The following is a 21,906-nucleotide window of genomic DNA, read 5'->3' as shown; positions in this document are numbered from 1 at the left end:
GGTATGTACCTCCGTCTTTGCTGGTTTATTTGTTCAGTCACAAAAAAAGACTGAACAGCTTCTACCAGCTATCCAGTCCTCGTGCCTGTACATTGAAATTTAGCAAGAAAGTTGCTAAAATGATGTCACAAGCTGAAAATTGATTGCTAAAGATAATTCTTCCGCCAAGTCGGATTGTCTTTAGTGGGTAGCTGGTACAAGCTACCGTGATCCCCTATCCTGATGGATAGGGGCTTTTTTTATGTCAAAAAGCTTTGTAAGTGGTTGCACAAAACTTCTATTACAGTCATTGTACAAATCTCCTAAATTTAAATCAAGCGTTTTGCGGAAATATATATTGTGCGATTGTTGATATTAGTGCTATACTAGCATTATCAGATATATTTGATATATCACGTATAGGCGATATACTTGATATATATGGAATATCAAGAATACAGGTTATACCAAATATATTAGATATATTTGGTATAACGAACACAGAGGAACTGGAGTGATTGAAATGGAAGAAAAACATGATGGTCGAGTGGTGGTCTTAACCAATATGAAGGGTGGCATAGGGAAAACAACCGACAACGACCTATTGGCGGTTGTTGCATCTCAGATGTTTGGAAAGAAAGTTCTCCTGATTGATTATGACCAACAGGGAAACACGACTGCAAATATCTCGAGGACATTCGATGTTCCTGTTTTTGAACGATCGTTTGCTAAGGCTGTTATGGTTAAAGATTTTGAGTCCAGCATAACACAGGTTAGTCAAAATCTGTACATTATGCCAACGAGCATAACCTCAAAAGAATTGAACGACTGGTTGAAAGATACTTACAAAGATGAATATTCACAACATCTAGCTTTTGTCGATCCACTAAACAAGTTGCGCCAACAGTTCGATTTAATTCTTTTTGATTGTCCACCAAGCACCGATCATGTTGTTGATGCTGTGCTTACAGCTGCTGATTATGTGATCCCTCTCCAAGAATTGAAAGCCTTCGCCATGGAATCAACAAGCAAGTTTATCAATGAAGTTTTGATGCCGATAGTCACCTCCTATGCAGAAGAATCCCGAGTTCAAATATTGGGTATAATTCCTGTGCTTTGGTCACGACGCCGTGATTTACAGATGAATCATTATAATGACTTGTATACCAAGTATGGCGAGGAGAACATTTTTGCTACGCCAATCAAGTCTTCTGACCGACTTGAACTATTCGGGGAAACTGGCATACAGTTGAACGATTATGTTGATAGACGTATGTGGAGTGTTTTCGCAGATATTTTTTGTGAGATGAATGAGCGGATAGCTTATTACGAGTCAACCGGCGATATGGAAGGATTTTCCTATACGCCTCAATACTCGGATGCTGTCCAAAACAAGGTTCTTCCAAAAGGAAAGGAGATAGAGATTAATGGCATTACTACCAAGTAGCAAGGAAGCAAGAAAGCATCTGACTGCAGAAAATATTAAAATTACGGACGACGTAAAAACGAACATAGCTGGTAAAAAGTCTATGTCGAAAAAACGGCGGCCAATACAAGTAGACGCGGATGTGCTACAGAAATTTCATGGTGTGGCCTATGCGATGGACATACCGATGTATGAAGTAGCAAGGTTAGCTATTGCTGCCTTACAGCATACACTCACAGCAGCAGAGCTTGAACGTTATGATGTTAAATTGAAGAAGTAGCACGTTAGGCTCAATAAATATATCTGTTATACGCAATATACAGAGCACACCTGCTATACACAATATACAGAATATATTGTGTATAGCAGGTGTGCTTGGCGTGTTCCTCGAAGACGCGCAAACGTTTAGGTATACTAAATATACCCAGCATATCAAATATATCGGATATATTTGATATATTATGGCTTTGGGACGTGTGCTGTACTTGTAAATGGTGTCCATGATCTCCATACAGGGGGTGATCCGAAGAACAGACTTGAAAAGACCGTTAGTATATCTATTTAAAGGATCTTAGGTTGCTATGACCATGTATTAAGTCTTGTTGAACCTCTACGTCTGGAAGAATTAAGTGATCGGTATCGCGATATTCAATGCTTAGGTTAGAATGTTTCTTTAAAAAAGATAGATAATGCTCATACTGGCCTTTATCACATTTGAGACAGATTTTAAGAGACATTCAGAACCGCGTTTACCTTCCACAGCTCAAATAAATCATTAATCGCGATTAATAACTTATTTGAACCCTGGAAAGCATTAAATCAGGCGGCCATTTGGCTCGTAAGTGTTGAAATTTCAACTTGTAAGGGGGTCTGGTAGCCCAGTGAACTATGAATTCTCTTCCTATTGTAGAAAGCATGCACATATTCAAAAAGGAAGGCAGCGGCAGTTTCATAATCTTCAAAGACCGGCACTGGATAAACACATTCCTTTTTGAGGGAAGCGTGAAAGGATTCCATTGGCGCATTATCATACGGACAACCCTTACGGCTGTATGAGTGGCGGATATGTAGTTCAGTTAAACGTTGATTGCAATCATCGCTGGTATACTGTGATCCTAAATCCGTATGGATAATCAGGTCCCCAGTAATGGTTCGATTTTTAACCGCGCTTTCAAGGGTCTTTAAGACTAAATCAGTATCCATCTTTTTTGAGAACGAATAGCCGATAATCCGTCGTGAGTGCAGGTCCATGATGGTTGATAAGTAACACCAGCCATTACGCTTCGTTTGAATATAGGTCATATCAGCGGTCCATTTTTGATTTAAACCAGTGGTCGAGAAATCCTGCTTAAGCAAGTTGGGACGCTGTTCAACCTTGGTTTTGGAAGCCGAAGCCGCTTTCCACTTATTGACGGTAACGGAGTGGATATCCAGTTCCTTCATGAGCCGGGAAATCCGTCGTGGACTGCACCGAAGCTGCAGTGGTTGAAGTTCCAGATTCAATTCATGGTGGATCTTCATAACACCGTATCGCTGCTTAAATTCCGCAAAGATCCGCAGAATCCGTTGTTTCAAGTCCGCATCTTCGGCCCGGCGTTTTGAAGGTTTGGGGATCGATAACGATAATACTGAGCTCTGGAAACACCGAGGATTCGGCACATCTTAGTTACCTGGTGGTGATGGCTTTCTTGGTGAATGTAATCAAAGATATTGGTTACTTCTGCGCAAGGAAGCCCAGGGCTTTTTTTAGGATTTCGTTCTCCTCAGACAGCGAAGCCAGTCGCTTTTCCATCGCTTTGATTTCGTCTGGCGATTTACCGGATTGAGTTTTGGCCTGACCCTGGATCCACTTATGAACTGTTGAATAGCCAATGCCATATTCTCTGGCCAGTTGGGCAGCTGATTCGCCTTGCTTATATAGGTTGATAATGTTTTGTTTGAATTCTTTGTCGAAACGAGTTGGCATGTAAAAATTCCTTCCTTTTGAGAGACGATTTATTCATTATACCCTCTCTTAAAAGTTGTCTCAGGAATCAGCTTACATCCACGTTCGTGAAATGGTTGTTAATGATTTTCCGTATATAGAGGGATCGATATTGCAACAAACAGCGAAAAGCATTTTATACCAATCGGTTCCTCAAGAAAACAGACGTGTATTATTTAAAATTATGGACTACATTTGTGAGCCACTAGTGAACTAATCGGTCATGAGTGAATAAACGTTTCGCTGAGGTGTACCCTATTGTAACTAAAGTGAGAAGGGAGTATTATTAGTTACATATAAGTGACCCGGAGGTGACCTGGAATTGGCTAAAATCGGTTATGCGCGTGTTAGTACGCGTGATCAAAATCTTGCACGTCAAATTGAACAGCTACATGATGCCGGTGTTAATAAAATCTTTCAAGAGAAGCTTTCAGGTAAAAATGCCGATCGTCCTCAACTAAAAGCAATGTTAGACTATATTCGTGATGATGATGAAGTAGTGGTATTGAGCCTTGATCGACTTGGTCGCAATTCTCATGATTTGACTGACATCATCGAAACCATTCGGCATCGTGGAGCTCAATTGAATGTTCTAAACCTGCCTAGCTTTGCAAGTATTGAAGATCCTAACCTTCGTAACTTGATTACGACAATTATTGTCGAACTATATAAGTATATTGCTCAAGAAGAGCGCGAAACTATTAAGATACGGCAACAACAAGGCATCGAAATTGCCAAACGCCAGGGCAAATATAAAGGCAAAATTCGCGAATATGGTCCTCATTCACCTAATCGTCAAAAACGCTATATTTATAAAGAAGCCTGTCGCCTTTTAAATAGGAAGAAAGACGGAGATGAAACTCTGACCAAGCGACAAATTGCCCGCATGTTAGGTATTGCACCAGTAACCTTATATCGCATCGAAAAGTATCAGGCAGAAGATCTAGCAAATGTTCCCCGTAGTGAGAGGTAAACATCATGATAGATTTAAGGGGCAAACGAATTCTCTTTACAGGCCGTTTGCGATCTTTTCGTCGTTTCCAGGCACAACAGTTAGCAACTATTCTAGGAGCAAAACCTGTCAACGGGATTGACAAAAATGTCGATATCCTTGTGGTTGGTATTATTAGCAAACCCTATGATCAACTACTTACCACTCAAAAGTTAACGTATGCTAGAACCTATGGCATTCCAAAGATTGACGAATTAGCCTTTATTTCATGGTGCCAATGGCGATTAGATCAATTGAAAGCAACTCTTTAAGTACCTTCTTATCAAACGGGGGGGGATTAGTATGCAAAAGCGTATCGATTTGGCCAATCAAACGTTTGGACGACTCACAGTCATTAGTTTTTTTGGAAGCAGTTCTAATGGAAACGCGCTTTGGCTCTGTCAATGTCAATGTGGAAATAAATGTATTGTTGACAGTCAACGACTTCAAAAAGGATTCACTCGCAGTTGTGGGTGTTTGCGATCAGAAATAAGCAGATTAAACATAAAAGCTAATAACCAGACTAAAAAATACATGGGCAATCCCAAGAATTTTCAACTAATCAATCGAACAAATTTAGTTGCTTCTACACTTAAACGGTCCAATAACAAATCTGGCGTTATCGGAGTTAGTTGGGATAAAACTGCTCAAAAGTGGGTCGCAAGGCTGTACTTTCAAGGCCATCTTGTCCTAAATCGTGTATATGTTCATATGGAGGATGCCATCGCTGCTCGCAAGGCAGCATAGAAAAGGTATATTGTACCTTTGCAAAAGAAATATAATCAAACACACGCGCATTTTAGAATCAAGTTAGCCACTGTCTCAAAATTTTTTGGACAATAAAAAACATCAAGAACAGATATCCTGTATCATTGAAGTTCCTACACAAACAATGGAAGAGGATATTGTCTTGATGCAGAAACAGGATAGCACACACCGCCAAAAAGGTCAGCACTTAACATCACTCGAACGCGGAAAAGTGGCCGGATTCCGCCAAGCTGGGAAGCCCAATCGTTGGATTGCTGCTGAAATTGGCGTCTGCCCGCAGACCATTAATAATGAAATCAAGCGAGGTACAGTAGATCAGGTCAAGAAGAGTAATGGCAAGCGCGTCTACCATCGACAATACCTACCAGAGGCTGCTCAGGCACGTTACGAGACTGCACGCTTGAGCTGCCATCGTCCTGACGGTTCTGGTGCAAATTTTCCTCGCTGACTTGATTTTAGTATACTGGGTGCCAAGAAACGAGGGATTGCGCGCATGAATCACTTTAAGGGACGCCACTTTCAAAAGGACATCATCTTAGTAGCCGTTGGCTACTATTTCAGATTCAGTCTCAGCTATCGTGACATCGTTGAATTGCTTCGGGATCGGGGTATCACTGTTCATCACACCACGGTCATGCGTTGGGTTCATCACTATGGCCCCATCTTTAAGGCTCTATGGCGTCGGCATCAAACAGCTCACGCTAAAAGTTGGCGAATCGATGAGACCTATATTCGAGTTAAAGGCCGTTGGGCCTATTTGTATCGCGCTATTGACAGTAACGGTTTGACCATGGATTTTGAGCTACGAAAACACCGCGATTATACCGCATCCTATCACTTTTTGAAGCGTCTCTTGACGACCAATGGTCGGCCTGATCGATTAGTCACTGATCAATATCGGGCAACACTGAAAGCAGTGAAGCACCTGATAAAGCAAGACTATTTGAGCAAATCAGCCCACCAATGTTCCAAATATCGAAATAATTTGATTGAACAGGACCACCGATTCATTAAACGTCATCGTGTCCGCTCAGCAAGCTTTCAAAGCATTCGAACCGCTAGTGCAACGTTGAGCGGTGTGGAAATTGTTCACGCAATACGCAAAAGAACCCGACGAGAGTTAAGTCTCATCGGGTTCTCAGTCGTGGACGAATTAGAAGCATTGTTAGCTGCATAACCTTCAACATAGGATCAATAGCTGGTTAGATGATCATCTCTCACACTGTTTGCACCAGATCCAATTATGACTATTTTTCCCGCTGGTGCTAACTAAATTTAGACTCTTTTACAATGTTCGGGCATCCTAAGCACCTTCATGCGGCGCCAGTCGATGATCAAACTGACCCTTATCATAATCTGGCTGATTTGAAATGTGCATAGCCGATTTAAGTCTAACTGTCAAAAAGTTCCACATAGCCGGTGTAATGCCCAACTCATCCAAATCTTGAATTGAGATCGTGTAACGGATACTTTCCTCATCATTACTTTCAACTTTTTGAATCCAATTTGGTTCTCTCAAAAGTTCACGCCCAATTGCTACGAAATCAATTCCAGCATCTAAAACTTTTTCAGCATCTGCCGGCTGTTCAACGGAGCCCACAGAAATCAATGGCAGTCGATTATGAATTTGACGTTTGATCTTTAAAATAATTGGTTCGGTATCAGTTTCATCATTTAGCGATGTTCGCCAAACGTAGCCCATTGAGATATGCAAATAATCAATCGGCTGATCAGCCAAGACATCAATAAATTGCATAGTATCAGCTAAGCGGATCCCGGGTGTTTCAATTTCTTCTGGTGAAATTCGGTACCCAACGATGAATGGCTCCTTAGCATACTGCGTTACTACCGAATGAACGCGCTTAATCACTTCTAAAGCAAACGTCATTCTTTTTTGAACATTACCGCCCCACTTGTCCGTTCGTCGATTGGAATGAGGTGAGAAAAATTGTTGCAGCAAGTATGTGTTAGCTCCATGTAGTTCAATTCCATCAAACCCCGCTTGGATTGCACGTCGAGTTGCTTCCCCGAAATCATCAATGATTTGTTCGATTTCGGGATTCGTTAATTCGCGAGGTGTTTCAGCATTGGGACGCTCTGCCGCAACCGCACTCGCACTAACAGCTTGAGTCCCTCTAAGAACTTTAGAATTTGACATTCGACCAGCATGAAAAATTTGAAGAATTGCTTTAGCACCACCCTGCTTCATTGCGGAGGCCATTTTGGTTAGTCCTGGTAAAAACCGATCATCTGTAATAGATAGTTGGCCTTCAAATCCCTTACCACTTTCCGAAACATTTGCTACCGGGGATATAAACATACCAACGCCACCACTATGAATTCTGAAGTAACGTAACTCATCAGTCGTAATTGAACCCTCTTCAAAGCTGGATGCTTCAGTCATTGGCGGAATAACTACTCGATTTTTCACTGTCATCCCGTTTTTAAATGTGTATGGTTCCAAGAATTTATAAGCTGTTGTCATAGTTGATCAGTCCTTTGTGAAATAATTATTTAACTTTACAACTTCAATTTTAAAACTTCATTCCGCAAAGTCGAATGCTTTCTATAACACTTTTTAATACCCTTGATGGTATGGTATATTTTTAAAGAGAGGTGGTTATCAAATGGCAACAAACTATTCAAGAATTCTTTCTATCCTTGAGGCAATTCAAAGCTTCGGTAACATCACTCACGCCGCTAAACACTTATTCATCACCCAACCTGCACTAAGTCGGACTCTTAAAAATGAAGAAGAAAAGCTTAACGTCACTTTAGTTGATCGGACGACAAAGCCAATTCAACTAACTTACGCTGGTGCAGAATATCTACGTGGGTTACAAAATATTGATACTGCAACTAAGCAATTAGTGGACAAAATGAATGATATTTCACAATCCAAATCTGGCCAGCTATCAATTGGGTTACCCGAAACACTTGGTACACTTTTTTTACCACAATTGATCCAGCTATATACTACAAAGTATCCACAATATCATCTTCAAATTCGAGAAATGGCTTCTACTCAAGCTGCTAAGACCGTCATCGATAACCAACTAGATTTATATATCGGCCCTAAGCCAATTAAAGGGAGCCATTTTATCTATCGACAGATTAAGCCAATCCACTTTAATTTAATTTATCCTGAATCCCTATCCGTGGAAAAATTGTCAAAAATTGAAAGGTTAACCCAATTTCAATTTTTAAAAGCACAAAATTACATTGGCATTGATCAAACTATGATTACTGGCCTCCTACTGAACCAATTTTTTGTAAATTCAAATTTGCATATTAGACCATGGATTCAATTGAAAAATTTTCAAACAATTTTACAACTCGTTAATAAAGGGTTAGGTTTCACTATTTTGCCATCCTACTATCAATCTATTGGTAATCACGTTTCAGCAATCCAAATCAGCCCCAATCTACTAAGCAGTGATTTAATAATTGCCCACTGTGCCAGCAAAGTTAATACACCTGAGATGTTTGCATTTCTAAATATTATGAAACCCTTATTTGGCATTAAAGCTGATGAGCAATTGGTTTTACGGAATGACTAATGGTTACATCTATTTTCAGATTAAAATTAGAGAAACCGTTAATTAAAGAAAGTATTAATCATTTTTTCTTAAATAAAATAAAAAAGTGGGTAAATGAAAAATGATCATGATGTATACACAGTCAGGGTGTCATTCTTGTATGACATCTCGTCGATGGTTTAATAAACACGGAATCAGATTCCAAGAAAAAAAACTTTAGTAAACACCCTCCAAAACTATAAGTAAAGAAAATAGGGTCCCTATTTTCTTTTAATACCGTATTTCACACGGTATCGAATAAAGGTCGTCCGTTTAATACCTGTATTTCGGGACACATCAATGTCACTCATGCCAGCTCGATAAAGCTTAAAAGCATGTTGCAAGCGGGGATCATCTTTGGCATATTGGGGTTTGCGCCCATGATATTTACCCTGCTGCTTAGCTAAGGCAATCCCTTGTTGCTGGCGCTCAATGATTCGCTTACGTTCACTTTCGGCCTGATACTTATAGAGTTCAATAATCAAGTTGGTCATCAGTTGACGTAAATTTGGGTCAGCAATCCCAGTCATGGACGGCAAATTTAACACATCTAGGGTGGCGCCTTTATTTTGAATGGAGTTCATGATCTGAGTTAAGTCCTGATTGTTTCTGCCTAAACGATCTAGTTCAGTGACCATGACAATATCACCTTCGCGGATATAAGCCAGAAGTTTTTGCAGTTCTGGTCGATTAGTATTAGCTCCACTTAGTTTATCCGTGAATAGTTTGTCAACGCCTTTTAAGGCCGCTAACTGCCGATCTAAATGCTGCTCCTTGGAACTCACACGCGCATAACCGATTTTAGCCATTTCCAATTCTCCTTTTGGGCAGTTCTAATGAACAATTGTAATTCCTAGTATAGCACAGAAATAAAAACGGCCATTAGGGTATACCCTATTGGCTAAAAGCAAATAAAAATTAGGTCAATATCGACAAGCACCACAAATAAAAAAGCCGCCCTGCGTAACTTTGGTCGGTTACAGGGCGACAATGTAGTTTTGTAATCTAGGCCACCGCCTTTGAAGCGGCTTGCATGGGAAGTCCTGTTTTCGGCGGGACTTCCTTTTTCTGTTTATGTTATAGCATGACCTTTAAAAACTGGCTAACGCTTTAAACTTTGATCCAGTTCGGATTTGGATTGTTTGATCTCCGGATTCTGTTCAGCAAATGCTGATATTATTCGGTTGTTTATCAGCAACCGGGTCAATAGTATCGCGCATGATGGTGATAATACGATTTTGAACCTCGGTCCGCTGGAAAATGACAAGAAGTTTGACGTTATTGCGGATGTTAGCAACGACGATGTTGTTTTGAACAAGGAACCAAACGGTCAATAATAAATGCGATGAACGTCAGTCAGCTAAATATTGGACTGACGTTTTTGTGTTACCAAATGGTTTTTATGCCCGTCAATATCAGTAGGATGCCCATTATTGGCTTGAGTTTACCCCCAGCATTCTTAGAACCGCCAACAAAGCGGCTCATCACGTATGGGGCAATGGCGGCACCAATCAGTGCGCCGATCATGAGGCCGAGGCCAGCGTGCCAGTCGACTTGTCCGCCAGCGGTGTGGAAGATTGTGCCAACGATGGTCATCCCGACCAACACGTACGACGAGGTCGCAACGGCATTGACCATGTTCAGGCCGAGGATCAATAACCCGGCGAGGATGGGACCACCGCCGCTGATACCGGCAACCCCCACCATCAACCCGCTTAGGATGCCAAAGCTGCTGGCTTTAAGTCGACCGTGCGCCTGCAACTGAGTTGACCCCGTTTGCTTATTGCGCATGATGTTAAGTCCCAGTAAGACTAAGATAATGCCCACGACCCAGGTGTAGATTGATTCAGGGATATAGGGCGACAGTAATGATCCAACCACCACTGCGGGCAGTGCCGCGATCAGCATTTGATTGCCTAGTTTGAAATTAATTGCCCGTTGCCGATAGTAGCCCAATGAGCCTAGAATAAGGGAAGGCAGCGCGGTGACCAGCGAGGTAGCGGTAGCGGCTGCAGGTGCGAGATGAAATACCGCAGTTAACACACCTAAATAAATGGCAGCACCGCCACCACCCATTGAAATGACGACAAACCCGATAATCAGGCCAATAAGTAAGAGTGATACAATCTCCAAGATAGAACTTCCTTTCAAACGAATAGGTCGGTACGGCCTATTCGGTGCCGTAGCAAGCCACCTTGACACAAACAAGGTGGCTATCAAACGACAATTAAATTTTGTTTTACGTTACAATATGTTATTATAGCTTACAACATGTAAATTGCAAGCAAAAAATATCGAGGTGATCCACATGTCACGCCAAATTTTATTAAAAGATCGCATTATTCAGGCTGCCGTTGCCATTATTGAAGCGGGTGGCACACCCACGTTTTCCACCATTTCACGACGGCTTGGAAGTCGTTCTCAGGCCCTGTATCCGTATTTCGCAAATCAAACCGAATTAAGTTTTGCGATTTTTGACTGGGTCGCCAGACAGTTGAATGATCAGATAAAAACAGAACTGTTTGGGTTAAGCGGTCGGGAGGGCCTCATTGCGCTGGCTGTTGCGATGCGGCGGGAAGGGCTGGCCCACGTGCGGCTGACCCAGTATCTACTCAGCATTCCGCGGGACACAGCGAATGCGGATATGCAACAGGGCACGGACTTGTTTCGCGACTTGCTGGGCGGTATGATCCGGCCTGTTTTTCAGCACTCACGGGTGCGGCTGATTGCCGTGCGTTGGCTACGTGACCTCATCGTCGGCGATGTGGTCAACATTGGTGCGGGGTGGTTTATTGATCAGGGAATTTCTGCAGATGACAGCTTCGAATTAGCCCTGACAGCTAGTTTGGACAGGCTGACACTGGAAGACCAGCAAGACACACAGGACGATTAAGAGCTTCAGTCCGTTGAGCTGGCCTGATAAGACCACTTTATCGGCAAAATAAAGCCCCATCTAACCTGCCGACTTGGCAGGTTAGATGGGGCTTTAAAAATTGAACCAACTAATGACAATCAAGTTTTGACACAACAATTATTGTGGTTATTCCGTCAGAATTGGGACGGTCAAGCGGTCCGGAATATTGGTGTTTATAGCAGTAAACTAAGTGCCAATTCCTGCCAACAACTTAATTTATTTGAAACCCCGCGCAACCAAATTCGCCGTAGCCGGTTAAACCAAGTGATTGATGAAATTCACCGGCAATTTGGGTTCACCAAACTAGTTTACGCGACCAGTTTATTAAAGGGAGGCACCGCTATCAAGCGGGCTTCACTAGTGGGCGGACATAATGGAGGTAATAGCTATGAATAGCGATATCGAGATTATTAAGGGGCGGTTAACCCTATTGTTTAAGCGGCGTCCCCAAACCCGCTATTGGTTAATGTTGACTAATGATACCTACGATCAGACCTATAATCTGTTTTTTAACAGTCAACGGGCTAACGAGCGCTTGCAATCCGTTCCCTTACATAAATTAGCTCACTATGATTTAGCTGGTTTAGAAAAATTACTAAAAGCATTACGACAAGATATAAAGCTAACGATCGAATTTGTCGGCTTTACTGGGGAACGGTGGCCTGCAAACCAAAAGCTGATTCAACGAAAGCGGGTGCCACTTGAATAATCAAGAATTTGATTTAGCCACGGTTAAGCATTTTTTTGAACATGATTACCATGACCGGGGCATGATGAAATGGCAGGGATTCTATTTATCCGATCATACTGCCGCATTAAACCAACAGAACCAGCAGTTGAATGCAGTATACGTTCCACGACCGCAACAATCCTTAGCAACAATTACCGAGGTATTGGCGGACGCATATCAGCGTCAGCAACCAGTGATCATTCAACTAAAAACGGTTGACCAAAACAACCGTCATTGGCCAGATATCACCACCTTGATTCATGGTTACAATGCCAATGATATTGTGGTTGATGCTGATCGGTTTATCCCACTACAAGAAATTCGCAATGTATCCTTTAAAAATACGGAGAAGCTATAAAATTCTAGCTCTCCGTATTTTTCTTAACACTTTCTTTGCTGGCTCTGTTTTTTCTCATTGCTTTATTTTAAACAATTTTACTTCAATGTAGGCAAAAGAATTCACAGACCATTGCCATTAATTGATAACGTTTTTCAGATCTCCTGATAAATATGCTTTTATATTATCAACAGTCATATGCAACAACCGTTCTCTTGTCTCATATGGTGCCCAAGCAATATGTGGGGTAATATAACAATTTTTGGCCTGTAATAATGGGCTATCACTAGCAATGGGCTCCCCTTTAACAACATCAGTGGCGTAGGCATAAATTTTGCCTTCATTCAAGGCATTCTTGATGTCCGCTTCATTAGCCAATTTGCCTCGGGCCGTATTCAATATAATAACCCCAGTTTTCATTTTGGCAATCGTATCATTATTAATTAAATCAATTGTTTCTGGTGTTTGGATCACATGCAGACTAAGCACATCAGATTGCCTTAATAGTTCATCAAATGAAACCTGCTGAATCCATGATTCAGGAACCTTTTTAGGACGATGATTATAGAAAATAACTTTCATAAAAAAAGCGTGTCCTATTTTAGCAACTTTTTGCGCAATATGGCCATAACCGATTAGTCCTAAAGTTTTCCCTTTTAATTCTAATAGCGGTTTTTCCCAAAAAGTAAAATCAGGAGCCTGTGCCCACCGGTTTTCATGAACAAGCTGATTATGCAAACCAACTTGGCTAGTCACTTCTAATAATAACGAGAAAGTAAATTGTGCCACTGCGTCACTTGCATATGTGGGAATGTTAGTCACCACAACCTTGTTCTGGTGTGCGCTCTCAATATCAACGACATCATAACCGGTTCCCATGATTCCGATATACTTCAATCGTGATGTTTTGCTAATCACTTCATGATCTAGGGGTGTTTTGTGTGTAATGACGATATCAGCATATTTAATTCGTTTTATGATTTCAGCGTTATCGTTAACTGGTGTACGATCATATAAAGTGCAGTCGCCTAATTCTTGCAAGCTTTTCCAATTTAAATCTTTGTTTAGTTCATATCCATCTAAAAGAACAATTTTCATAGTGTTAAATCCCCCTATCTTTTCAATGTTTTAGCTGAATTATGTTCTGGTTGTTTAATTGCCGGGTTTTGTTCAGAAAATGCTTTCAGTTGTTTTTGCGTTCGATTACTGATTTCATGGTGTACATCATTTAATTTATTTTGTAGTTCTGATTTTTGTTGTGGATTAGTTGCTTGCTGAACTTGTTGTTGCAAGCCTTGATAGGACTCATTAAGATCATGGGCTGATAGCTTTTTTAGATCATGCTCAGGCTCTTTTGGGACTTCTTGTAAGCCTAATTGTTTGGTTAACCCGTCGCTAAGCTCAATCACTTTGTTGCTCACTTGCTGGATCTCACTTAAAGCGCTATGGATCACGGCTTTATCTTTAGCCCAGGTGGCCACGTAACCGAGTGAGTAGTTGCTGGTATCAACGCCAATATTTTGCATGGCAACATACGCAACCGCTTCGGCTTGCGTTTCTTGATAGGCTCGCGGGCGATCTTTAAAGGCTGATTTTAGGCCGTGTAGCTGGCTATGCGCATATTCGTGATATAACGTCTTTAGTTTCAAAGCATTGTCGGGCTCATCGCCACCAATGACGATTTCATTAGTGCTGGGTTGAAAATACCCCTTAGCCCCATTTAGCGTCGCTAAAGGCACTTCACTGACTTTAAGGTCGGTTTGCTGGTTTAGATAGTCCTTGAATGCGTTATACAAGCTTGTCACATTCTGATGATCGGCCAAATTTTCTTTGACAAAGTCTTTAGCACTTAACACTGGTTCACCGCTAGTTTGTGCCACATCAAAGACGGGTAGATAGCGATAACCGACAATGGCGCGCTCATCGGTGGTATCAAGATGCTTCTGCTCGGCTGGTGTTAGCTTCTTAATGATCGGAGCCGCAATCCGAATCGCTTTTGCGCCCCGGTTGACGGTGCGGTTAAAAGCCTTCTGCCATTGCTTAAAACCGGCGACTTGAGTGGCTTGAGGATTTTGCGCATAAATCAAATCAATGTTTCTGGCGCTATAATGATGAAATTTAGCCAGGGTATTGAGATACTTTTTAAATTGGTCACTATCAGTTAATTTTAGGATTTGCTGTTCAGCCTGGGCGACTAATTGTGCTTTCCAAGCCTTAACATCTGCTTTATTTGGCATAAGTTACCCCTCCTCATCTTCAAAAATATCATTCAATGTTGGCAATGATCTTATTTGAATCGGGGTCGTGCCATAAAGGGCAACGTAACCGTCAGACAATTTTTGCCAGGCTACTTGATAATAAGCGCCGTTACCAGTGATTTCTTTTAGATACTTGTAGGTTCCTTTAGCTTGCAAAACGGGTAATTCACTGGCTAAAACTGCTAATTTATTATCCATTTTATGATCTCCTTTGCTTTGCTAATCTCACCCGTTGTTTAGGTTTACTTTTGGCTTTATAAAAGTGAACCTAAACAACGGGTTCACCAACCCGCAACAACGTGCAGGGCGGTAGGCAGGTTCTAATCAAAATCAAAACTTAATTTATGACCGTCAAGTTTTAGCTTGGCGTCAAACGACTTTCCCTTTTTGCTCTTGAACCCCTTTAGTTTGCTGGTTTCACCATTGGTGACCAACGCTTTAATTGCGGTCTTACCGAGGGTCTTACTGCTCCATTTCTTGGGCAGGGTAAAGCTTTCGCCTTGCTTAGGCTTTACAATGTAAAACTTCTGTTTATTTAAAACGGTCGCTTGCGGTGTTTCTAAGAAGACCTCGTCGGACTTTTGTGCTTGCTGTTGGTGATTGATTTGTTGCTTAATGGCTGCACTGCCAGTTAATTGTGTTGGGACATCAGCGATTAACTTCGCCACAAACTTCTTGATTTGGCTCAAAAAATTATCCGGAGTGCGTTCTTCGGTACTGATTTGCTGTAACGCTTGCTCCCATTTTGCTGTCATCTCTGGGCTAGTTAACAAGGGTTCGAGTTCAACCGCTTTACATAAAGTAATCCCCGCTTCACTGACGTGGAGCTTGTTCTTTTCAGTAACTAAATAGCCGCGCTTCTTTAACACTTCCAGCACATTTGCCCGGGTTGCACTCGTTCCAATGCCTTGCACATCTTTAAGAATCGCTTGGGCTGCTTCATCATCAAGCGTTTTACCGGCCGTCTTCATGGCTGTGATTAATGTCCCTTCGGTAAACGATACTGGTGGGGTCGTTTCTTTTTGCGGTGTTTGCAGATTTGCTTGGACTTGATCGCCTTGGTGAACGAGCGGTAAAGTTGCTACTTCTTGCTGCTCGGTTTTGGTTTCATCAAATAGAACTTGCCAACCTTGCTTAGTTGGGACCTTACCGGTTGCTTTAAAATTAGCATCGCCGACCTGGGTAATAATGGTGGTTTCTTCGTACTCGTACGGATCAGCAAACATGGCTAATGTGGTTCTTAAAACCAAGTCATAGACTTGTTGCTGTAATTTAGGCAAGCTGGCTAGTTTCTCTTTCGGCGGCACGACTTTAGTCATGATAATGGCGTAGTGTTCTTCAACCTTTTTTCCATTAACATAGCGCTTATTTGGGGTGGTATTGGTTAAAGCGACTGGCTTAGAGACTAACCCCAGATACTTCGTCAGATTAGCCACTAAATAATCAAATTCTTCATCAGTGATATAAGCACAATCCGTTCGGGGATAACTCAGCAACTTGGCTTCATATAAACTTTGAATGGCCGCTAAGGTTTGGCTGGCACTGGCGTGATAACGTTTATTCATGGCACTTTGGAGACTGGATAGTGAGAATAGTTGGGGACTAGCACGCTTTTTGCCTTGTTTTTGGACGTCCTTGATTAAACCGTCCTGCGAGCCTTTATGAACGTGTTTAGCTCGCATGAATGTCATTAGCCCTGCTTCGTCTTTAAATCGCTGATAGGGGTCTAATTTTGCGACGAATTTTTGCTGATTAGCAAGAATTTCAGCATTTAGTTCAAAATAGGGCTCCGGCTTAAAGTTTTTGATTGCCTGGTCTCTTTGATAGACCATACACAAGGCTGGCAGCTATAGGTAACTAATCGAGCACGCTCTACGTACCAAATTTTTATCAATATAAAATACATTATGGGCTACCATTCATACCAATTAACCAGTCGCTAATTTTGTGATTACAAGTGCATGCCCCCATCTTCATGCCGGTTCCGGGTTTGATGTTGCCGCTGCTTTTTCGTCATTTCCCACTCGGTTTCTTTCAGTCCACGTTCTTGCTTTTGCCGTTGGTAATCTTCATCGCGAGCATATAGAACAGTCATGATCGCATCACTAAAGGCCGTCTTTAAGTAATAGTCTGGACTAACTGGCTTATAATTTAGCGGTTGATAATGCCCCATATTTGCTTTTCTGTACTGGTCGTCCTTGGCTTGTTGCTCTTTTAACTGCATTTGGATTTTCTCGATCTGACTGTTCTTAATCGTCGGATCAGCTTTGCATTCGCCAAAAAAGAGTTGTTTAGTACCATCATGCTTTAAAACCCGTTGTAAGTGATGATTTTCTAACTGATCTAAGCTCAGCTGTCCCGATAAATAAGCTAGTCCTTGTTGATGTTCTGGGGGGCTGAAAACCTGTGGTGGGTTTGCTTGCCACTGTTCAATCGTTTCGGCCTGACATGGCTTTAAAACAGGATCATAGTACATCACGGCTGTATAGGCTTGTTCCTGTTTAATCATTGGTAATTCATTAAAATTGCCGTTAGGAAAGGCTCTTCTTAAAACTTCCTGGTATTGGGTTTGAATAACTTGCTTAACAGCCATGATTGTTCGCAAATCTTTGACTGCGCGAGTAATCTTTTGCTGCTCGGTTGGTGAATACTTTTCTAGTAGACCTTGATCAACGTGTTCTAGACTTTCTAAGCTATCATCATGAATCATCAGCGTATATTTAAGCTCGATTTTGACTTCCTTTTCTTGTTGCATTAATAACTTAAAACCAACGTATGGCCGCTTAGTAAAGGTCAATAATTGTTGCGTCAACAAATCATCACGAATATTCATTAAACGTTCGTTTAATTCACTACCCTTGAAAACTGTCTGTTCGCTATCGGTTTCCTTAATTAATTCTCGTCTTTCAGCTTGCGTGGTCTGTTCAAAATTAAGCTCTGGATAAAGTTTTTTCGTCGTGCGATCGACCACTTTATTTAAGAGTTCATCTGCTTTTTTGAGTGAGCTTTCTTGTTGGTTAATTGTCAATAATTGTTTAGTCACATCTTCACCAACCGCATGTTTAATTAAGGTGCTGTTTTTCCAATTAAATAGCATGCGCCGTTTATCATCTAAGTTCTCCAAACTGATATAAGTTTTCAGTTCATGGCTTAACTCTTTAACTACCCGTTTTTCATTAAACGATAAGTGTTCACTTAGGCTATCTAAATGACCTCTATTGATTACTTTTTCTTGGTTGTTTTTATAACTGGCTTTGGCCTTGCGATAGTTCTTAACTTGTTGGTTAAATGCTTTTCTTTCATGCCGTTTGCTATTGATTCCCTCATGTTGCATTGGTGTGTCAGCTATTCCCTGTTCCACAAATGATTTTTCGCTGATCCGATCGGGAATATTTTTTTGCTCTAAAACTTGATTTACACTAACCGCCCAATTGTGCCGCCATTGATTGATTTTTTCTTTTTTATCCCAATCAACTAACCACACCTTTCTTGATCTTGGGAAACGACTATTTCCTGTATAAGTCTTGTTCCCATTTTCGTCTAATATGTTTTCTCGTTTACTTTTTAATCCCCACGTTCCGTCTGGGTTAAATGGACGGTTAGTTAACATCACATGAGCGTGCGGATTATCTGGGTGATCTCTATGAATTGCCACATCGGCAACCATACCTTCATCAACAAAATCTTCTTGTACATATTTTGTCAATAATTCTTTCTGTTCATCTTCACTTAATTCAACTGGTAGAGCCACGTTAAACTCTTTAGCGTACCGTGAGTTTGCTCGACGGTCTTTTCTTTCAACTTCGTTCCATAATTTCTCTCTATCATTCGCCCATTCTGGCGCATTCTTTGGTGTTAAAATAAAGCTTTCTGGCATAACCGACCGAGCATAAAAATAACTTCTACCTTCTTTTTGATCGAATAATTTTTCGCCACTTCGATAACTTGCTCCAGCAATTGCACTTCTTCCTTTTCCAGCACTAATATTACTAAAGCTCATGTGAAAAATTGCCATGTCGGTCACCACCTTTCTTTGGGTTTATGGGTTTGATTTTGTTGTCGCCAACGGCGACTTCTAATACAAGTGTTTAGCACAATAACACAACCAATTTTAGTTGTTGTGTATAAGTGCGCATTGACCTCGTTTCACTCGGTCTTCTGATTCTCCTGAATTTACTTTTAGTGTATGCCTTCCGCTTCGCTATTTCAATTTTTATACTTTGACTTAACGTTTCCCTTATGATATAGTGTCGGTGATTATTTCTAATATGATTGGAGGGATCGTTATGTCTCAAAGTAACTTAGAAAAACAAGAAGCTAAATTAAAAGCCCTTAATCAAAAAATTAAGGACGAAAAAAATAAGATTGAACAACGTCTAGGTAAACAAATCATCAGTCAAGCCAATTTAGATTATGCTAATTTGTCTAACGATCAGATTAAGCTTTTAGCCAAGCAATTTTCTGAATTTTTAAAGGTAAAGTCCGTAGATCATTAGCCATACGAGATGGGGAAATTCCATGTCTAATCAATATGAAAAACTAGCCGAGCAGCAAGCGCGTTTAAAACAAAAAATTGATCGGGAAGATTTTAAATTACGACAATCTAAATACTATGAAAATCGGCAAGCCCGCAAAGCCCGTTCTCGCCGATTAATTCAAAAAGGGGCTTTATTAGAAAAGTACTTTCAAGCTAATAACCTCTCGGTCGAACAAACCGAAGAACTTTTAAAAACATTTGCTGACTATGTTAACGCCCATAAACCGGATAAATTAAAAAACGATCAACCTAATAACTAGGCCGATCGTTTTTATTTTCAGGATTGTTTTTTGGCTTAATTTCTGGATTGTGTTTAGCAAAGTCTTTTAACTGTTTTTGAATTCTTTGTGTAAGCTCTGCTTTACTTTCTTTGTGCTTCCTTTTACTTGATCGCTGTTGAATTATCTTTTGACCCTTACCTCTTATTTTTGATTTTAGGTCAAGCGTAAAGTCTGAAATTTTATTTTGATCTAACTTACTTAAATGACCGATTTCTTTAAAGTTTAAACCGGCTTTGGGAAAGCGATAAATATTACCAAGATCGACCCAGGAAGGTTTCTTCAACCCAGCGGATTGCCAATCTTGAATCGGATAATATTGTTGCTTGATATAAGCCGACTTCTTTTCATACTGACTAGTAATTTTAAAAGCCTCGACCGTCTGTTCTGATACCCGACGAATTAAAACTGGCCGAGACTTGCCACCGTTAGTTTCTACAAAACTAACGTACAGGCTGACTAAGTCATTAGTCCTCATCTGGATCGTTGAGCCAATCAGCGACCTCTTTAGCGTCTTTGAACTCGGTGACTGGTGTCCCTTCGGTCGCCTTTAAAAAGCGTAAATTAGCTCTTTCTTCTTCGCTTAAAGACGCATTAAAAGGTAAAGCACCATTAGCAACAATCCGCTTGTAAAACATGTTAATGGCCGTGGTTGGATTTAAGCCCAATTCGCTTAAAACTGCTTCGGTATCATCGGCCAAATCTTTATCAATCTTGACTTGGACCCGTTTCTTTTCCTTAACTGCCATGATTGTCTCATCTTCTTTCTTTCGCTACCACCATTATACTACCTTTTGAGTACCTTATCAATAGATAAAGCCCTGGCCTCAAATCACTTGAGCTTGGCGTTGATCTAAAGGCTGAACTTTTGAGCTGGTTAGCCTGGTTAGCTCTGACACTTAATTAAAAGCCCCTGTTATTATGCTTAAGCCAGTTAAATCTAGCTTAAACATAAAAAAGGGTTAGTAAGTCTTAAAACCGCTTAGAAAGGATTTTGTAGCCTTTTAGGACTAGTAGTACAACCCACTGTTGTCGTTGTCGGCCGGCTTTTCTTCTTCGGGGTGTTTGGCCGCGTATTCTCTAGCCGCTTGTTTATTCCACCAAACGCCAAATAGGTTTTGCATGGTGCCGTACAGGTAATTTTCCACGTTCTTGATGTGCTTCTCATTACTTCTTAGGACGTTAAAGTAGCGTCTCAAGGCTTTAGTCATTAGCGGTTTAAGTTCTTCATCATCAAGTGGGATTATGACGCCAATATCTTTGTGATCTTTCTCAACTCGGTACTTAGCATTTAAGATAATGCCAATGAAGCGCCGCATTTGTTGTGGGGTACGGCACCAAAAACTAAGTAGTTGCACAGCTTCTGGTTCTAAGAAAACCGGTAAGCCACTGTCTTCATCAGTTAAGAAATCATTAGCATGGTTCACCAAATCCTGGTTTTGTTTTTGAATTTCTGCTGGTGAGAAATGGGCTGTGGAAAAGTCCAACTTTTGAGTATCTATATTGTATCTATTAGTATCTATGTTTTTAGAGTCTTTATATAGATTGTGACCGATTTTCGGAAGTCTGCTTTTATCAAGGGTTTGAGACTCGTTAGTAGCGAACTCATACTGACTTCTGATTTTCGGAAGTCTTTTGTTATCAAGGCTTTGAGCGGTCTCATACTGACTTCTGATTTTCGGAAGTCTGCTTTTATCAAGGGTTTGCGCTGTTTCACTAGTTTCTTGTGAGCGTAAATAACGATCTTGTGGATTAACGGACAGGTCAGCTAAATATAGACGGTTTGGTAATTGACGACCAGCACTAGGCTGAAAACCCATCCGCTTTTGAAGTAAAAGATGAGCGGCCTCAAGCTCCTTCTTAATTTTAGCAACTTTGGTGTTAGAACAATTGAATAAGCTCTTTAGTTCCTCGTTAGTAAATATAAAATATACATGATTCTCTTCGTCTACTAGGTGATTCTTGAGAGAATATTCGAGCCGATCCTTTAACACCATGTAAGCTAGTTTGGTATCACTACTTAATTTGGAATATTGGCTACCGTACATTAATACTTTTGGAAATTGGAAAAAGAGATTACCGTAAACGCTATCTGCTTTGTAGAACTTAAATGAGTCTTGAGCCAT

Annotated in this window: 26 protein-coding genes and 2 pseudogenes; 15 read left to right on the top strand and 13 right to left on the bottom strand. The window is 40.9% G+C overall.

What is annotated here, in order from left to right:
• Window positions 1-502 precede the first annotated feature (502 nt).
• Entirely contained in the window at window positions 503-1,426 is a 924-nt protein-coding gene (gene prgP, locus J3U91_RS09825) for a ParA superfamily DNA segregation protein PrgP (protein WP_002820005.1), read from the top strand.
• On the top strand, window positions 1,407-1,685 hold the full coding sequence (prgO, locus tag J3U91_RS09820; RefSeq protein ID WP_002820004.1) for a DNA segregation protein PrgO: 279 nt from the start codon (window positions 1,407-1,409) through the stop codon (window positions 1,683-1,685). The genes prgP and prgO overlap by 20 nt, the downstream gene beginning before the upstream one ends.
• Before the next feature lie 539 nt (window positions 1,686-2,224).
• Here the strand turns inward: prgO and J3U91_RS09815 are convergent.
• Window positions 2,225-3,064 carry an IS3 family transposase gene (locus J3U91_RS09815; protein ID WP_002820012.1) on the bottom strand — a complete coding sequence of 280 codons (840 nt, stop codon included), beginning with the start codon at window positions 3,062-3,064 and terminating at the stop codon, window positions 2,225-2,227.
• Window positions 3,065-3,119: 55 nt separating this feature from the next.
• Window positions 3,120-3,371, bottom strand: coding sequence for an IS3 family transposase (locus tag J3U91_RS09810; protein WP_002820011.1), 252 nt, complete (start codon window positions 3,369-3,371; stop codon window positions 3,120-3,122).
• A gap of 340 nt (window positions 3,372-3,711) precedes the next feature.
• Between J3U91_RS09810 and J3U91_RS09800 the strand changes: the two genes are divergently transcribed.
• The 5 genes and pseudogenes from J3U91_RS09800 to J3U91_RS09780 all read left to right on the top strand — a co-directional run bounded on the left by J3U91_RS09800 (window position 3,712) and on the right by J3U91_RS09780 (window position 6,325).
• On the top strand, window positions 3,712-4,362 hold the full coding sequence (locus tag J3U91_RS09800) for a recombinase family protein (RefSeq protein ID WP_002826718.1): 651 nt from the start codon (window positions 3,712-3,714) through the stop codon (window positions 4,360-4,362).
• A gap of 5 nt (window positions 4,363-4,367) precedes the next feature.
• Window positions 4,368-4,652 (top strand): BRCT domain-containing protein, encoded by a 285-nt coding sequence (locus tag J3U91_RS09795; RefSeq protein ID WP_002819966.1) that lies wholly within the window; start codon window positions 4,368-4,370, stop codon window positions 4,650-4,652.
• 31 nt (window positions 4,653-4,683) lie between these two features.
• Entirely contained in the window at window positions 4,684-5,127 is a 444-nt protein-coding gene (locus J3U91_RS09790) for an AP2 domain-containing protein (RefSeq protein WP_015084348.1), read from the top strand.
• A gap of 166 nt (window positions 5,128-5,293) precedes the next feature.
• A pseudogene (locus J3U91_RS09785) lies at window positions 5,294-5,569 on the top strand (helix-turn-helix domain-containing protein); the annotation flags it as partial.
• 72 nt (window positions 5,570-5,641) lie between these two features.
• On the top strand, window positions 5,642-6,325 hold the full coding sequence (locus tag J3U91_RS09780; protein WP_002816607.1) for an IS6 family transposase: 684 nt from the start codon (window positions 5,642-5,644) through the stop codon (window positions 6,323-6,325).
• A gap of 126 nt (window positions 6,326-6,451) precedes the next feature.
• Here J3U91_RS09780 and J3U91_RS09775 read toward each other — a convergent pair whose 3' ends face one another.
• Window positions 6,452-7,633, bottom strand: coding sequence for an NADH-dependent flavin oxidoreductase (locus J3U91_RS09775; protein WP_002819953.1), 1,182 nt, complete (start codon window positions 7,631-7,633; stop codon window positions 6,452-6,454).
• A 142-nt stretch (window positions 7,634-7,775) separates the two neighbouring features.
• Between J3U91_RS09775 and J3U91_RS09770 the strand changes: the two genes are divergently transcribed.
• The gene (locus J3U91_RS09770; protein ID WP_002816610.1) at window positions 7,776-8,708 is read left to right on the top strand and encodes a LysR family transcriptional regulator; all 933 of its coding nucleotides are present in this window, start codon (window positions 7,776-7,778) and stop codon (window positions 8,706-8,708) included.
• Between the two features lie 239 nt (window positions 8,709-8,947).
• Here the strand turns inward: J3U91_RS09770 and J3U91_RS09765 are convergent, their stop codons facing one another.
• Window positions 8,948-9,535 carry a recombinase family protein gene (locus tag J3U91_RS09765; protein ID WP_002824583.1) on the bottom strand — a complete coding sequence of 196 codons (588 nt, stop codon included), beginning with the start codon at window positions 9,533-9,535 and terminating at the stop codon, window positions 8,948-8,950.
• Window positions 9,536-9,859: 324 nt separating this feature from the next.
• Between J3U91_RS09765 and J3U91_RS09760 the strand changes: the two genes are divergently transcribed.
• On the top strand, window positions 9,860-10,063 hold the full coding sequence (locus J3U91_RS09760) for a transcriptional regulator (RefSeq protein ID WP_226490011.1): 204 nt from the start codon (window positions 9,860-9,862) through the stop codon (window positions 10,061-10,063).
• Window positions 10,064-10,112: 49 nt separating this feature from the next.
• Here J3U91_RS09760 and J3U91_RS09755 read toward each other — a convergent pair whose 3' ends face one another.
• Window positions 10,113-10,859 (bottom strand): sulfite exporter TauE/SafE family protein, encoded by a 747-nt coding sequence (locus J3U91_RS09755; protein ID WP_002819859.1) that lies wholly within the window; start codon window positions 10,857-10,859, stop codon window positions 10,113-10,115.
• 145 nt (window positions 10,860-11,004) lie between these two features.
• Between J3U91_RS09755 and J3U91_RS09750 the strand changes: the two genes are divergently transcribed.
• From J3U91_RS09750 to J3U91_RS09735, 4 genes and pseudogenes are all read left to right on the top strand, one after another.
• The gene (locus J3U91_RS09750) at window positions 11,005-11,619 is read left to right on the top strand and encodes a TetR/AcrR family transcriptional regulator (RefSeq protein ID WP_226490012.1); all 615 of its coding nucleotides are present in this window, start codon (window positions 11,005-11,007) and stop codon (window positions 11,617-11,619) included.
• A 75-nt stretch (window positions 11,620-11,694) separates the two neighbouring features.
• Window positions 11,695-12,036 (top strand): annotated as a pseudogene (locus tag J3U91_RS09745) (DinB/UmuC family translesion DNA polymerase); the annotation flags it as partial.
• Window positions 12,029-12,349, top strand: a complete 321-nt coding sequence (locus J3U91_RS09740; RefSeq protein WP_002819862.1) for a hypothetical protein — start codon at window positions 12,029-12,031, stop codon at window positions 12,347-12,349. The pseudogene J3U91_RS09745 and the gene J3U91_RS09740, both read left to right, overlap by 8 nt.
• Window positions 12,342-12,728: a hypothetical protein gene (locus J3U91_RS09735; RefSeq protein WP_002819863.1), complete on the top strand. Its 387-nt coding sequence runs from the start codon at window positions 12,342-12,344 to the stop codon at window positions 12,726-12,728. Before J3U91_RS09740 ends, J3U91_RS09735 begins: the two co-directional genes overlap by 8 nt.
• A 117-nt stretch (window positions 12,729-12,845) precedes the next feature.
• Here the strand turns inward: J3U91_RS09735 and J3U91_RS09730 are convergent, their stop codons facing one another.
• The 5 genes from J3U91_RS09730 to mobQ form a co-directional block, all read right to left on the bottom strand.
• Window positions 12,846-13,805, bottom strand: coding sequence for a D-2-hydroxyacid dehydrogenase (locus tag J3U91_RS09730; protein WP_002819864.1), 960 nt, complete (start codon window positions 13,803-13,805; stop codon window positions 12,846-12,848).
• Between the two features lie 14 nt (window positions 13,806-13,819).
• A complete protein-coding gene (locus J3U91_RS09725; RefSeq protein WP_002819865.1) occupies window positions 13,820-14,944 on the bottom strand; it encodes an ArdC-like ssDNA-binding domain-containing protein in 1,125 nt (374 codons plus the stop codon).
• Between the two features lie 3 nt (window positions 14,945-14,947).
• On the bottom strand, window positions 14,948-15,163 hold the full coding sequence (locus J3U91_RS09720; protein WP_002819866.1) for a hypothetical protein: 216 nt from the start codon (window positions 15,161-15,163) through the stop codon (window positions 14,948-14,950).
• 122 nt (window positions 15,164-15,285) lie between these two features.
• Window positions 15,286-16,797: a DNA topoisomerase gene (locus J3U91_RS09715; protein ID WP_002819867.1), complete on the bottom strand. Its 1,512-nt coding sequence runs from the start codon at window positions 16,795-16,797 to the stop codon at window positions 15,286-15,288.
• A 119-nt stretch (window positions 16,798-16,916) separates the two neighbouring features.
• Complete coding sequence (mobQ, locus tag J3U91_RS09710; protein ID WP_002819868.1) at window positions 16,917-18,980, bottom strand: MobQ family relaxase; 2,064 nt, start codon at window positions 18,978-18,980, stop codon at window positions 16,917-16,919.
• A gap of 253 nt (window positions 18,981-19,233) precedes the next feature.
• Between mobQ and J3U91_RS09705 the strand changes: the two genes are divergently transcribed.
• Window positions 19,234-19,461: a hypothetical protein gene (locus tag J3U91_RS09705; protein ID WP_003555660.1), complete on the top strand. Its 228-nt coding sequence runs from the start codon at window positions 19,234-19,236 to the stop codon at window positions 19,459-19,461.
• 22 nt (window positions 19,462-19,483) lie between these two features.
• The gene (locus J3U91_RS09700; protein WP_002819870.1) at window positions 19,484-19,762 is read left to right on the top strand and encodes a hypothetical protein; all 279 of its coding nucleotides are present in this window, start codon (window positions 19,484-19,486) and stop codon (window positions 19,760-19,762) included.
• On the opposite strand, the gene J3U91_RS09695 is transcribed toward J3U91_RS09700, so the two are convergent.
• The 3 genes from J3U91_RS09695 to J3U91_RS09685 all read right to left on the bottom strand — a co-directional run bounded on the left by J3U91_RS09695 (window position 19,752) and on the right by J3U91_RS09685 (window position 21,906).
• The gene (locus J3U91_RS09695) at window positions 19,752-20,258 is read right to left on the bottom strand and encodes a hypothetical protein (RefSeq protein ID WP_002819871.1); all 507 of its coding nucleotides are present in this window, start codon (window positions 20,256-20,258) and stop codon (window positions 19,752-19,754) included. The genes J3U91_RS09700 and J3U91_RS09695 overlap by 11 nt on opposite strands.
• Window positions 20,248-20,529, bottom strand: a complete 282-nt coding sequence (locus J3U91_RS09690) for a type II toxin-antitoxin system RelB/DinJ family antitoxin (protein WP_002819873.1) — start codon at window positions 20,527-20,529, stop codon at window positions 20,248-20,250. Before J3U91_RS09690 ends, J3U91_RS09695 begins: the two co-directional genes overlap by 11 nt.
• Before the next feature lie 261 nt (window positions 20,530-20,790).
• Window positions 20,791-21,906, bottom strand: a complete 1,116-nt coding sequence (locus J3U91_RS09685; protein ID WP_002823702.1) for a replication initiator protein A — start codon at window positions 21,904-21,906, stop codon at window positions 20,791-20,793.

The sequence above is a fragment of the Oenococcus oeni genome (genome assembly GCF_020510245.1).
GTDB lineage: Bacteria > Bacillota > Bacilli > Lactobacillales > Lactobacillaceae > Oenococcus > Oenococcus oeni.
The sequence above is the reverse complement of the archived record's forward strand: the minus strand, read 5'-3'. Positions and strand labels throughout refer to the sequence as shown.

Coding starts and splice junctions, on each gene's coding strand:
- prgP (WP_002820005.1), top strand. CDS start 503: ATGGAAGAAAAACATGATGGTCGAGTGGTGGTCTTAACCAATATGAAG.
- prgO (WP_002820004.1), top strand. CDS start 1,407: ATGGCATTACTACCAAGTAGCAAGGAAGCAAGAAAGCATCTGACTGCA.
- J3U91_RS09810 (WP_002820011.1), bottom strand. CDS start 3,371: ATGCCAACTCGTTTCGACAAAGAATTCAAACAAAACATTATCAACCTA.
- J3U91_RS09795 (WP_002819966.1), top strand. CDS start 4,368: ATGATAGATTTAAGGGGCAAACGAATTCTCTTTACAGGCCGTTTGCGA.
- J3U91_RS09790 (WP_015084348.1), top strand. CDS start 4,684: ATGCAAAAGCGTATCGATTTGGCCAATCAAACGTTTGGACGACTCACA.
- J3U91_RS09780 (WP_002816607.1), top strand. CDS start 5,642: ATGAATCACTTTAAGGGACGCCACTTTCAAAAGGACATCATCTTAGTA.
- J3U91_RS09775 (WP_002819953.1), bottom strand. CDS start 7,633: ATGACAACAGCTTATAAATTCTTGGAACCATACACATTTAAAAACGGG.
- J3U91_RS09770 (WP_002816610.1), top strand. CDS start 7,776: ATGGCAACAAACTATTCAAGAATTCTTTCTATCCTTGAGGCAATTCAA.
- J3U91_RS09765 (WP_002824583.1), bottom strand. CDS start 9,535: ATGGCTAAAATCGGTTATGCGCGTGTGAGTTCCAAGGAGCAGCATTTA.
- J3U91_RS09740 (WP_002819862.1), top strand. CDS start 12,029: ATGAATAGCGATATCGAGATTATTAAGGGGCGGTTAACCCTATTGTTT.
- J3U91_RS09730 (WP_002819864.1), bottom strand. CDS start 13,805: ATGAAAATTGTTCTTTTAGATGGATATGAACTAAACAAAGATTTAAAT.
- J3U91_RS09725 (WP_002819865.1), bottom strand. CDS start 14,944: ATGCCAAATAAAGCAGATGTTAAGGCTTGGAAAGCACAATTAGTCGCC.
- J3U91_RS09720 (WP_002819866.1), bottom strand. CDS start 15,163: ATGGATAATAAATTAGCAGTTTTAGCCAGTGAATTACCCGTTTTGCAA.
- J3U91_RS09715 (WP_002819867.1), bottom strand. CDS start 16,797: ATGGTCTATCAAAGAGACCAGGCAATCAAAAACTTTAAGCCGGAGCCC.
- mobQ (WP_002819868.1), bottom strand. CDS start 18,980: ATGGCAATTTTTCACATGAGCTTTAGTAATATTAGTGCTGGAAAAGGA.
- J3U91_RS09705 (WP_003555660.1), top strand. CDS start 19,234: ATGATTGGAGGGATCGTTATGTCTCAAAGTAACTTAGAAAAACAAGAA.
- J3U91_RS09700 (WP_002819870.1), top strand. CDS start 19,484: ATGTCTAATCAATATGAAAAACTAGCCGAGCAGCAAGCGCGTTTAAAA.
- J3U91_RS09695 (WP_002819871.1), bottom strand. CDS start 20,258: ATGAGGACTAATGACTTAGTCAGCCTGTACGTTAGTTTTGTAGAAACT.
- J3U91_RS09690 (WP_002819873.1), bottom strand. CDS start 20,529: ATGGCAGTTAAGGAAAAGAAACGGGTCCAAGTCAAGATTGATAAAGAT.
- J3U91_RS09685 (WP_002823702.1), bottom strand. CDS start 21,906: ATGGCTCAAGACTCATTTAAGTTCTACAAAGCAGATAGCGTTTACGGT.